Here is a 12,507-nt window from a genome sequence, read left to right on the forward strand (position 1 = left end):
TAGGCGGTGATTTTGTGGATAAAACAAAGGAATGTGTTAATTATTTCAAATCCACCAAAGCGTATAAAAGAATGTTCGAGGCTATAAGAGAAAAATACAGGTCGCTTGGCAATTTAGGTGGAACAATTGAATTAAAAAATTTAAGCCCTGACGAACAGGAGGCTCTGTCAGGGCTCCTTAAAAGGGATTATTACAGCAAAAAATCGGCAAGCGTTAAGATTGAAAAAATAATTAATGCTCTAGAGAACACAAAATTTGCAGGAATTGATTTTGAAAAAGTATTAATGGGATATTTTGGAGAGGATTTGATTTCTAAGAAAGAAGAAAAAAGAATATCCGATGAAATGCGTGAAAAATTTTTTGGCGAGATACTAAAAAAATATGAAGCAAGCAAAGCATACAATTGGCTTGAGAGCAGTTTGAAAAACAAGGATAACTCATATAAATTTATAATTCAAAAATACGAGAAAAATAAAGCTGAATTAGAAAGCATGCTTCAACTTACAATGAATGCTATAAACAGTCTTAGCTTTGATGTTAATAATATTGAGCGACTGGCAATTTTTTCTTCAAGAATTAGTAAAAACCCACACACATTTGATACTGACAGCGAATGTGGCAAACTGCTTTTATACGCAATCTCTTTTTTATTAGGGATAGATTTTCCTAAGAATGCAGAAGAACGCGCCGAAGCCCTATATAGAGCAGGAATAATTGACGATGAAGTTTCTAATTTTACTATGATTAGCGGCTTGTTAGGCTACAAGAATGGACAAGTTCACCCGGGTTGGGAAGGTTTCAGCAAATTAAAGGAACCGGTTCAAATTTCGCTTTGGAACCTTTCAAGAGTAGATAGTGTAAGCGCAAATAACAACATAGTATATGTATTTGAAAACCCTACGGTATTCAGCGAAGTGCTTTATAAAACTTCGGAATACAACCCCTCTTTAATTTGCACCTATGGCCAAATAAGGCTGGCATCCTTTGTATTACTTGACAAACTATGCGATAGCGTAGAAGTAATATACTATTCTGGCGACTTTGACCCCGAAGGCCTTTTGATTGCAGACAAGCTAATCGAAAGATACGGTGAAAAAATCAAACTCTGGCACTTTGAATCATCTGACTACCTAAAAATTATATCCAACAAAAAAATAGACGACACTCGCCTCAAAAAACTTGAAAAAATTAAAAATCCCAAACTTAAACAGCTTGGCGATTTGCTAAAACAAAATGCTTTTGCAGCTTATCAGGAGCTTTTAATTGACGAATACGTAGCTGACATCATCAAATATCATGGGGACAGTTCATTTGAAATATGAATCTTCACTCATTGGGATGGCATGCATGGATGGGGACGGTTCATTCACGATTCAACTTAACCTTAAAATGGTAATTCAGCTTAAATCCATGGGAATACATGGGGACAGTTCATTTGCAATTAAACTTTATTTTTAAAATAGCAAATGAACTGTCCCCCATTTTTTCAGAGTTAATTTTGAAATGAACTGTCCCCAAGCTAAACAAAATTTTATATAGTATGATTAATTTTCACCATTCTTGGAAATACTTCTTAAAGGATAAATCTTTAAGGAGGGGTAAAATGTTACTAACCGCAAATTTAAGGGAACACAAGACAAAGGGAGATACAAATAGACTGAGAAGAGAAGGTCATGTTCCAGCCAATCTTTACGGCAGAGAAATTCAAAATATGTTGGTGGAATTTGCAGAGCTCGAGCTTAACAGCGCCCTTAGGAAAATGGGAGACCATGGCATAATAGACGTTAACATCAACGGCAAAAACTACAAGGCTATGATTAAGGAAGTTCAAAGGGATCCAATCAACAAGAGAATCATGCACCTTGACCTTTACAAGGTTGATGAAAAACAAAAAATTCATGCTAAAGTGCCTGTCCTTATCAAGGGTGAGGAATATCTCCGCTCAAGCAATTCAATAGTTCAAAAGATGCAGGACGAAGTTGAAGTAGAATGCAGCGTAGATAATGTCCCAAAATATTTAGTAGCCGACGTTTCAAGGCTCAGCAAAAAAGATAAAATAACTGTAGCTGACCTTGAAGTTGCTGAAGAAATATCGATAATTGAACCACCTAGCACAATCCTGGCATCACTGGTCAAGGTTGGAGAAACAATTGAAGAGGCAGAAGAAGTAGAAAAGCAAATAGTTGTTAGAGCTGATGGAACAATTGAATAATTTTAGGAGCAGCAATTGCTGCTCTATTTTTTTTATCTTCCATGGGGACAGTTCATTTCAGATTACACTTTCACTTTTGGGGACAGTTCATTTGAAATATTACTTTAAAAAGTGAATTTTCGCATGAACCGTCCCCATGTTTTTAAAAAGTATAATAACAAATGAACCGTCCCCATGTGTTCCCATTGAAAATCCACTCCCCATTTGCTATATTAAACATATCAAATAATTCGAGGTGATAGAATGAATTTTCAAGAATACTTCAAAAAACAAGCGCACAACCTTATTTTCATTGAAATAGAAAAGGACGTAAATGCTTATCTTAAAGACCAGCCAATTACTTTCCCCAAGGGCGACTACCCAGTTGAACCTGCCAAACTTTTGCAATCGGAAGAACAAAGACTTCTTATCGCAAATATCATCGATGGTATGCTTTTAATACTTGGACAGGATAAAGATTTCAAACTAAATTCAACCTACAAAATAATACTTCAATCCATCCCAAACATAGAAAGTTACATAATCTACCAGATACAACAAAACAGGTCTAATCCTAAAACTGCAACAATCTATGCTAATGCGTTGATAGAACTAAACCCCAAAAAAGAATTCCAAATGAATAGAATATACATCCTAATGGAATACCTGAACAAAACAAACCAATCCTTTATTCAAGACGAAATACTAGATAGCCTGAAAAAACTTACAGAAACTCATCCTGACTACGAAATACCTAACTTTTATCTTGGCGAATACTACCTCGACAAAGACACAGACCTTGCAAAACACTACTTAAGAAAGGTTCAGACCCACAAAGACTTAACGAAAAAAGCCCAAGAATACCTTGATAAAATCCAATCAATAGAAAACTACGATAAAGCTGTTGATTTACTAAAACAAGGCTCTCCAAAGGATGCCCTTAAGATACTAATACCCTACATAGAATCAAACCCAAATAATCTCGATGCAAAATATTATGCAGCAGTTGCCCTAAGGCAGCTTCAAAATCACCAAAAAGCCCTTTTATACCTTCAAGAGCTATTGCAAGCCCTTGAAACCCCCGAAGTCGATAATGAAATAGGGCTCAACCTCGCCTCCCTTGGCTATCTAGAAGATGCCATAAACTATTTTGAAAAGGCTCATAAACTTAACCCAAAGGACACAAGCATAATAACAAACATAGGTGCCTGCTATGTCTACCTCAACCAAATAGAAAAAGCAAAGGAACAGTTTGAATACGCACTAAAAATAAACCCAAATGACGAAGTTGCAATTGAGTGGCTAAAACAAATATAAATGTATTAATGTATTAATGTAAAGGGACAGTTCATTTATAATTAAACTTTTAAGAGTTGAATAGCAAATGAACTGTCCCCAAAATAAACTTATAAGTATATTTTAAAACTGGAAATATATTTCTTTTTCTATTATAATATTGCTAATATATAGACTATAATTATTTGTAGGTTTTAATCATATTTGCTAAGGGGGATAATAATGAGAGTTAGAAAAGCAATTATTCCAGCAGCAGGACTTGGAACAAGATTTTTGCCGGCAACTAAAGCTCAGCCTAAAGAAATGTTGCCTATAGTGGATACGCCAACAATTCAATTTATAGTTGAAGAAGCAGTTAAATCTGGAATAGAGGAAATATTAATAATAACAGGCCGAAACAAACGAGCTATTGAGGATCATTTTGACAAATCTATTGAGCTTGAACTAGAATTAAAATCAAAAAACAAATATGAAATGCTAGAGATGCTAGATAATATAACTAATATGGCTCAAATACATTACATAAGACAAAAGGAGCCTAAAGGACTAGGGCATGCAATTTTATGCGCTAAAACATTTGTAGGTAATGAGCCTTTTGCAGTTCTTTTAGGAGATGATATAGTAGATAGTAAAACTCCATGTCTTAAACAAATGATTGATACTTTTAATATGTATAAAACAAGTATTTTAGGTGTTCAAGAGGTTGATAAAAAAGATGTTAATAAATATGGTATAGTAAACGGGGTTCAAATTGATGAAAGACTATATAAAGTGTCAGATTTAGTTGAAAAACCAAATATAGATGAAGCACCGAGCAATATTGCAATACTAGGAAGATATATTATAACTCCAGAAATATTTAATATTTTAGAAAATACTAAACCAGGAAAAAATGGTGAAATACAATTGACAGATGCACTGAAAGAAATGCTAAGAAAAGAAGCTATGTATGCATATAATTTTGAAGGCAAAAGATACGATGTGGGAGATAAATTAGGATTTTTGCAGGCTACAATTGAATTTGCATTAAAGAGAAGTGAAATCAAAGATGAATTCATGTCATATTTAAAGGGAATAATTTAAATAAAATAAATAATTTATACAAAATTTACATTGATCAATTTTATTGTTTTATTATTATAATGTTGTGTAATCTGAATTAATCGTATAAAATAGAAAATAATGTAAATGGTAAATGGAGGTATAGGCAATGGAATTTAAAGATATGTATAACAAATGGATGGGGTTTGATGAAGAAACAAGAAAGGAATTGCAGAATCTAGATGAAGCTGAAATTAGAGAGAGATTTTATAAGGAACTTGAGTTTGGGACTGGTGGTTTAAGAGGGATTATTGGTGCTGGAACTAACAGAATGAATGTTTATACTGTAAGGAAGGCAACTCAGGGTCTTGCAAATTACATATTGAAGAAGGAACGCTCAGGTTCTGTTGCAATTGCATATGATTCAAGAAGGTTCAGCGATTTGTTTGCAAAAGAGGCTGCACTTGTATTAAATGCAAATGGGATAAAAACGTATATGTATAGTGAGTTAAAGCCAACTCCAATGCTCTCCTTTGCTGTAAGATATTTAGGTGCAACTGCAGGGATAGTTATAACTGCATCACATAATCCAAAGCAGTATAATGGATATAAGGTCTACTGGTCGGATGGAGGCCAGGTAACTGAGGAGAACGCTGAAGGCATTTTGAAGGAGATTAATTCAATTGACTATAGCGATATTAAGACTATTGGGTTTGACAGGGCAGTGGAATTAGGTCTATTTAACTATATAGATGAATCGGTTGAAAGAGAATATGTTGAGCTTGTGAAGGGGCTTACTGTAAACAGGGATATCGTTGAAAGGGTTAAGGATGACTTAAAGGTTATTTTTACACCGCTTCATGGAACAGGCAACAAGCCTGTAAGAAGGGTTCTTGGGGAGCTTGGGTATAAAAATGTTTACGTCGTTAAAGAGCAGGAGAACCCAGACCCTGAGTTTTCGACAGTGAAGTATCCTAACCCTGAGGAGCATGAGGTGTTTAAAAGGGCAATCGAGATGGCAAGGGAATTAGAGGCTGATTTGATTATAGGAACTGACCCTGACTGCGATAGAGTTGGAGTTGTTGTAAAGAACAAGGAAGGGGAATTTGTAGTTTTAACAGGAAACCAGACAGGAGCCCTTTTAACTCATTATATACTTGAAAACCTTAAAGAAACAGGAAAACTTCCGCAAAATGGAGTAGTAATTAAAACCATTGTAACAACAGAAATGGCAAGAAGAATATCAGAAAACTACAATGTAGACATTATGGATGTTTTAACGGGATTTAAGTATATCGGTGAAAAGATTAAGGAATTTGAAGAACAAGGAAACAAGGATTTTATATTTGGCTTTGAAGAAAGCTATGGTTATCTTGCAGGTGATTTTGTAAGAGATAAGGATGCAGTAATTGCCTCTATGCTCATTTGTGAAATGGCTGGATTCTACAAGCTAAATGGAATGAGTCTTTATGAGGGACTTGTATCGTTGTATGAAAAGTATGGATATTATAAGGAAGATCTAAAATCTGTTACATTAGAAGGTATTGAAGGTAGTTTGAAAATTAACGAGATTATGGATAAATTAAGAAACAATTCACCTACATCAATAGGCAATTTAAAAGTAGTTAAAGTAAAAGATTATTTAACTTCTAAAGAGGTTGACTTATTGCTAGGTAGTGAAAAGATTATAAATTTACCAGTTTCAAATGTTATACAAATAATACTCGAAGACGAAACAGTTATAACTGCAAGACCTTCGGGAACAGAACCAAAGATAAAATTCTATTTTGCGGTTCGTGATAACGATGAGGCAAGTGCTTTTGAAAAAATTAAAATGGTAAAGGAAAAATTCATTTTACAAATTGGACTATAAGGGACATATTATTGATAAGGGGCTGTTGGCTAAGTAATTAGTGCACAGCCTTTTTTATATAGAAAATTTACTATAAAAGATAAAGATAACTGCATTGCTAATAATTACATTTGTGCAACGATTCGGATTTTGCTAATATCATATTAACAAATGAAAGGGGGTTTCAAGATGAAAAACTTTAAAAGGTTTGCTGCTTTAGTATTAGCTTTTGCGTTCTTTGCAATGTCATTTAATTTTGTTGCTTCTGCTGCATCAGTTAAGGTTCCAAAGGTTTCATTTGCTGCACAGGTTAAAACAAGTGCCAATGTATTTGATTTAATTCCTGTTTCAGTTAAGGCAAATTATTCAGGAAAGGTTCAATATAGAGCCTATATTGTAGATGAAGCTACAAAGAAAACTTATGATATATTTGGTGGAAATGGTTATTCAGCAGCAGTAGATGGAAATAAGGTGTTTAGTTTTAATGCAAAGATTGCTAAACCTGGAAAATATCATATTACTATAATGGTTAAAAGAGATGGTTCAAAAGTTAAGTATGATACTTATGTGAAGACAAAGACAATCGTTGTAAAGGATGTTAAGCTTTCATTAAAGAGCATTGATGTTTTAGTAAATGGAACAATGGTTGTAAAACCAAAAGTTAATGGGAATGCCTTCATATTTGACCTATCAGCTATGAAGGATTCTGATAGAGTAACACACCTTAATTTGATGGCTAATAAAAACTCTAATGTTAACCTTTCAGGGAACATAGTAAGAGTTGCAGGAAATGTTAAGAAGACAGTTACTCCAAAGCAATTTGGGCTTGATAAAAATCCTCCAGAGGGTGTAACTTTAGGATCGTTGAGAAGCTTAACAGAAGGTAATTCACTTGGAATTAACTTTTATGTATATGAAGGCAAAGAAAAAGTTAATTATGCAGTTGTAGTAAAGATAAGATAAGGGAAGAGTCATCATTTGATGGCTCTTTTTTTAAAATGAGTTTTATTGGGGTGATAATTTGAAAAAGGTTTTATATTTTATGTCTGTTTTAATTGGAATAATTTTTTTAACTGCTGGAATTATTTATGGGCTTGCTATTACTAAATATGATTTACCTAAGGTAGAGGCATCTGATAAGTTGATTAATGATTTTAAAGATGCTGCATTAAAGGGTGGTAAGGTAAGGGCAACTTCAGAAGATATAAACAGTTCTATAAAATACTTGGTTGGCGATGGTAAAGAATTTGGTGATATACAAGTTAAGGGAATTTATGTTGATTTTAAAGACGATGAAATAGAAATCATATCGCATGTAAACTTAAAAGGACGAATTGTTTTTTTGTTTATGAGTGGAAGGGTGATAATAGAGGATAAAAATATTCTAGTATATCCTCAAAAAATAAAAATTGGAAGGTTGATGATTCCTACTTCTGTTGTGCTACAATATGGTGAAAGAATAAAGGAAAAGGGATTCAACATATCTAGTAGGGGGGTAGAGATTGATATTTCAGAATCACCATTTAAGGTGAAGAGTTTTGAAATTAGGGATGGAGTTGTTACATTTGAGTTTAATAATAAGGATGTTGTATTATTTGATGAGAGCAAAGTTATTGTTGAAAATAAAGGTGTAATAAAAAGTGGTAAGAAAACGACGGTAAAGGTGAAAAGACTTGACGAGGAGGTAGAAAATTCTTTAAGGAAGGTAAGCATTAGTTTAAATAAGGTTTATTCTAGTATGAAAACTAATAGAGAAAAGGAGATTATATCAATTATTCAATCTACCTTAAATAAAGTTATTTCAAATCCTGATTATTCTTATCAAAAGGAAGTGGCTTCAGTTAAGGAGAAATATAGGGCTTTGCCAGAGGATTCAAGAAACAGGGTAAAGTCTGCACTACTTTCTAATTTGGATTTGAAAGATGTTTTAAAATTAGTGTCGGTTTTTGGAATGTAGTTTGAACTTTTTATTTGAAAATATTGTCTAAATAATAAGCATGTTATTGTTTGTTGTTAGAATATGCAATATAATTGTATCAGGGGGTGGGAGGCTGTGAAAAGGATAATAGCTTTTGTTCTGTGCGTTATAATGCTAATTTCCCCATTACAGGTTTTAGGAGCTGTAAGGAATGACTATTTCAGCGATTTAAAGGTTGGGCTTGATAGTATGGCGGCATCGAGTGTTACGCTGACTTTGAATGGTGATTATTTGGTGGACAACGTTTTGCAGCCATCTGGGACAAGCATAACTTTGTCTGTTTTGAATGGGATGGTTAGTTTTAACGGTAAAACATATACAGAACTGTCGGTTGTTCCGGTTCAGATGCAGACGACTATTAGCATAAAATCAGGTAGCAGGAATTATAAATATAGAGGTAGTTTTATATTTAAGGTAAGAAATAATTTAATATTGCCAATAAACATTATTGGGGTTGAGGATTATTTAAAGGGAGTTGTGCCGCATGAGATGGGTGAATCCTCACATATTGAGGCGCTGAAGGCACAGGCGGTTGCTGCAAGATGTTATGCGCTTTCGAACAAGGGAAAACACCGCAAGGATGGATATGATTTATGCGATGGGGTTGACTGCCAGGTTTATAGAGGATATAACGAGAGCTATGTCAATTCTATAAAGGCTGTTGATGATACAAAGGGAGTTTTGATGACATATAATGAAAATATTATCTCTGCATATTTTTCCTCCAGCAATGGAGGCTACACTGAGGCATCAGGAAATGCATGGAGCGTGCAATTGCCGTATTTGATTTCTAAACCTGACCCGTTTGACAATGTTATTTGGCCATTTACTTCATCAAATGGAACACCTGGGGCAATCGAGCTAAAGGGTTCTGATACAGATATTACTAAAGATACGGTTGAAAAAAGGCTTAAGAATAAGGGAGTATTATTGGAAGGCGAAAAATTTTTGAGAATTGATTTGTCGTCCATAGTAAAAAATGAAAGTGGACGAGTTGCAAATATGGATATTATTTATTTGGACGTAAATGGTAACGAGGTCAGAAAAAGCCTTAAAAAGGAGTGGCCAAGAATAGCACTGGCGTTAAGAAGTGCAATGTTCGATATTTCGTATGATGAAGCAAACGATTTGTATACGTTTACAGGAAGAGGATATGGACATGGTGTTGGACTTAGCCAGATAGGGGCAAGAAATAGGGCGCTTGCAGGGCAAAAATATGATGAGATATTAAGATTTTACTACGAAGGTGCAAATATAATAAACGTGTCAAACAATATTGTGTTTGTAAACGTTAATAATGATAAGTTAATTGCTGGGGATACACTGCAAGCTGAAATAATCACCCAAACAAGAAGCACAGATACTTTATACAAGTTTGAATTAATAAAAGATGGAGCAATAATTAATCCTAATTCATCTTATACAGGTGAATATATATTTAATTACCAGTTAACTTTGGAAGGTGATTATGTTTTAAAGACCTATATTAAAAACATTAACTCAACAAACGATTTTGATGAGTTAAGACAAGTTTCACTTAAGGTATTCAAACCTCTTGCCATTTCAGGATTAACTTTAGATAAAAATATAGTCTACGAGAAAAAGCCTGTAAATTTAAACATTGTAACTGAAGGAGGAAGTGGAGAGCTTTTATACAAGTTTGAAATATATAAGGACGGAAATATAGTTTATGAACAGGACTATGGAAACACTGGAACATTAAATTATGTGCCTGAAAACGTCGGGGAATATATTGTAAAAGTTACAGTTAAAGATGAGAATGATTCTTCAGGCAAGGAATTGAGTTATGAAACTAAGTTTAATGTTATTAAAGAGGTTTCAAGGGGAAGCGAATTCATATTAAAGAAGGGAAGTAAGAATGAAAAGGTAGCAGAGCTTCAGAAGGCATTGAATACGTTGATGTATAATATAGGAACTCCTACAGGCTACTTTGGAGATAAAACGTATAATGCTGTTGTCAGCTACCAAAAGAGAAAAGGATTAAAAGCAACTGGCGAGGTTGATGATAAGCTTTACGGCAAGATAATTGAGGATGCAAAGAAATTTAGCAAAGCTAAATTGAATTTCACAAGAACCTTGAAGTTTGGAATGAAGGGTGAAGATGTTAAAAAGCTGCAGGCTGCACTTAACAGCATTGGATATAAGGTAGGCAATCCAACCGGCTACTTTGGAAGTGCAACTAAATCAGCTGTCATGAAGCTCCAAAAGGCAAAGAAACTCAAGGTAACTGGTGTTGTCGATAAAGCAACAGTTAACGCTATAAATGGTGACATTCACTTGATTTCTTGAGTTCTTGAATTGTTTGACAATTGGTCCAAGGGTTCCTTGGGCCAATTTTAATATGCGCCTGTATGGGTGTAATCTTGTCGGTGAAAGGTAAGCGCCAAAACGTTGTAAGTGTCAAAAAATAGACGCATAGAAAAATGCAGATACGCCTGATAAAATTATAGATATATAAAAGAGAAAGTATATGTTATGGGAAATAAATCAGATTAGGTATATTGCGATAGATTTAAAATCTGACCCAAATTTAGATTATGTCCAAAAAAGGCGAATAAGGATTTGTGCTTTGCAAATTAATTTCTATTGAACCGTTGTGTATCGAACGGTATGAACTATGGTGTGAGAGGGGCTGAATAAAGTAATTATTCAGCTCCTACTCGATTGAATTTATACTTATATATTATAAGTATTAACTTGTAATTTATTTAAGTGTTGTTTCAATTGCAGAAATATCGTAGTCTTTTGTATTTTTACTAACTTTCTTTAAAAGTAAATTCCTAAAGTCAGATGAACCATTTCGTAGATAATCAAAAATAATTTTTCTTGCTTGTTCAGCGGACAAGCCGAGTTGTCTTGTGAGTTTGTCGATTATTGTTGTATTGTTTACCTTCAAATTTTGGGCTACTTTATTGATTGCATTTGTATAAATATCCATATCTGAAGAGCTTTGATTACTTTCTAACTGCTTTTTCATTTCTAAAACACATAATAAAATTTGTGAAATTCTAGAGCTACATTTTGAATAGTCTACTTTATCTTCGAAAGTATTAATTTTATTTAACTCAATTCGTTCTCCACCGTTGTAGATTATAAGTTCATATTTCGCAGTAATAGTGTCCATTAAATTCTCCTCCTTTACTAGTGATTTTGTAGAGCAGTAATAAAAATATTACTGCTCTATATTTTGTTAGAGTCCCTTCCACAGACATTTGCCAAGTGATACAACTAATCCTCTTCTTTGTAAAGAACTTAGACAGCCACGACAATTGTGACGTTCTTTAAAAGTTTTGCAGTTTGTAGCCTGATATAGATCATGAAGGTGCACAATTTTTCCAGGAGTTAGAAGTGCTTTTAAGATTTTTGTCATAAAAATACCTCCTAAAATTTATTTGTATGTTCATACAAATGCACTCACTAATATATATTATGCGAGTTTAATATTAAAATATACCTATTTTTTTGAAAACTATTTAATAGACTAAAAGCTCATCCTTTGTGCGAAGAATGCAAAAAAACGGTAAGAACACAGCTGCTAAAGAAGTAAATCACATAGTTACTATTTAAAAATCTGGAACAATTACTGAGGTAATCTGATGTATTTGTGTTCTCTCGGCTAATCTACGATAGCAATGCGTGACGGTCACCGCTGACAAACCTTTCGATAACAGAACCTCCATACAATGTCAGATACGTAGGCACGTCCGCAAAAATCAGGAACGACAATATGCCAGATGAGAAGTTTTATCAGTTTCATTTATATGTGCTTACCCTCACTGAAAAAGCGATGGAGAAGGACGCGCCTATTTATTTGTTCCACGAGGACACCAAGGGGTTGAACTTTTGTCGGGCTTTTGATGCAGCTGGATTTTACCTTTTCGACACTTGTATTTGGAATAAGCAATCATTGATGCTTGGGCAATCACCGTATCAACGGCAGCATTAAGCGATCATGTTCGTCTGGAAGAAAAACGGCAAGCATTCCTGGTATTCGACCGCAAGCAGTCAACCATCTGGGAGTTGGGTAAGCCCAAAAAGAATGTTGAACATCCCACGATGAAGCCGATACAGCTTACTGCCCTTCCTAAATTCCAGCATAAATCCCTAAATTATCCACAGCACTAACCA

The 12,507-nt window shown here is 34.2% G+C and carries 9 protein-coding genes and 1 pseudogene; 9 read left to right on the forward strand and 1 reads right to left on the reverse strand.

All coding sequences use genetic code 11. The features are described 5' to 3' along the window. Positions 1–14 precede the first annotated feature (14 nt). The 8 genes from ABG79_RS03700 (at position 15) to ABG79_RS03735 (ending at position 10,668) form a co-directional block, all read left to right on the forward strand. Positions 15–1,322 carry a TIGR02679 family protein gene (locus tag ABG79_RS03700; RefSeq protein ID WP_057977264.1) on the forward strand — a complete coding sequence of 436 codons (1,308 nt, stop codon included), beginning with the start codon at positions 15–17 and terminating at the stop codon, positions 1,320–1,322. Between the two features lie 281 nt (positions 1,323–1,603). Beyond that, entirely contained in the window at positions 1,604–2,212 is a 609-nt protein-coding gene (locus ABG79_RS03705; RefSeq protein WP_057977266.1) for a 50S ribosomal protein L25, read from the forward strand. Positions 2,213–2,455: 243 nt separating this feature from the next. Next, the gene (locus ABG79_RS03710) at positions 2,456–3,508 is read left to right on the forward strand and encodes a tetratricopeptide repeat protein (protein ID WP_057977269.1); all 1,053 of its coding nucleotides are present in this window, start codon (positions 2,456–2,458) and stop codon (positions 3,506–3,508) included. A 201-nt stretch (positions 3,509–3,709) separates the two neighbouring features. Further along, positions 3,710–4,570, forward strand: coding sequence for a UTP--glucose-1-phosphate uridylyltransferase GalU (gene galU, locus ABG79_RS03715; RefSeq protein WP_057977271.1), 861 nt, complete (start codon positions 3,710–3,712; stop codon positions 4,568–4,570). Between the two features lie 127 nt (positions 4,571–4,697). Next, positions 4,698–6,401 (forward strand): phospho-sugar mutase, encoded by a 1,704-nt coding sequence (locus ABG79_RS03720; RefSeq protein WP_057977273.1) that lies wholly within the window; start codon positions 4,698–4,700, stop codon positions 6,399–6,401. A gap of 168 nt (positions 6,402–6,569) precedes the next feature. After that, complete coding sequence (locus tag ABG79_RS03725; protein WP_057977275.1) at positions 6,570–7,343, forward strand: hypothetical protein; 774 nt, start codon at positions 6,570–6,572, stop codon at positions 7,341–7,343. A 58-nt stretch (positions 7,344–7,401) separates the two neighbouring features. Next, a complete protein-coding gene (locus tag ABG79_RS03730; protein WP_057977277.1) occupies positions 7,402–8,337 on the forward strand; it encodes a hypothetical protein in 936 nt (311 codons plus the stop codon). A gap of 96 nt (positions 8,338–8,433) precedes the next feature. Continuing rightward, positions 8,434–10,668: a SpoIID/LytB domain-containing protein gene (locus ABG79_RS03735; protein ID WP_057977279.1), complete on the forward strand. Its 2,235-nt coding sequence runs from the start codon at positions 8,434–8,436 to the stop codon at positions 10,666–10,668. Between the two features lie 415 nt (positions 10,669–11,083). On the opposite strand, the gene ABG79_RS03740 is transcribed toward ABG79_RS03735, so the two are convergent. Continuing rightward, positions 11,084–11,503: a hypothetical protein gene (locus ABG79_RS03740; protein WP_057977281.1), complete on the reverse strand. Its 420-nt coding sequence runs from the start codon at positions 11,501–11,503 to the stop codon at positions 11,084–11,086. Positions 11,504–12,034: 531 nt separating this feature from the next. Between ABG79_RS03740 and ABG79_RS12675 the strand changes: the two are divergent. Continuing rightward, positions 12,035–12,465: pseudogene (locus tag ABG79_RS12675) on the forward strand (DNA methyltransferase); the annotation flags it as partial. Positions 12,466–12,507: the final 42 nt, after the last annotated feature.

The sequence above is a fragment of the Caloramator mitchellensis genome, assembly GCF_001440545.1.
In the GTDB taxonomy this organism is placed as follows: Bacteria; Bacillota; Clostridia; order Clostridiales; family Caloramatoraceae; genus Caloramator; species Caloramator mitchellensis.

Bases quoted from the DNA above. Each gene is read 5' to 3' on its own strand.
- ABG79_RS03740 (WP_057977281.1), bottom strand. From the start codon at position 11,503: ATGGACACTATTACTGCGAAATATGAACTTATAATCTACAACGGTGGA.
- ABG79_RS03725 (WP_057977275.1), top strand. From the start codon at position 6,570: ATGAAAAACTTTAAAAGGTTTGCTGCTTTAGTATTAGCTTTTGCGTTC.
- galU (WP_057977271.1), top strand. From the start codon at position 3,710: ATGAGAGTTAGAAAAGCAATTATTCCAGCAGCAGGACTTGGAACAAGA.
- ABG79_RS03720 (WP_057977273.1), top strand. From the start codon at position 4,698: ATGGAATTTAAAGATATGTATAACAAATGGATGGGGTTTGATGAAGAA.
- ABG79_RS03710 (WP_057977269.1), top strand. From the start codon at position 2,456: ATGAATTTTCAAGAATACTTCAAAAAACAAGCGCACAACCTTATTTTC.
- ABG79_RS03705 (WP_057977266.1), top strand. From the start codon at position 1,604: ATGTTACTAACCGCAAATTTAAGGGAACACAAGACAAAGGGAGATACA.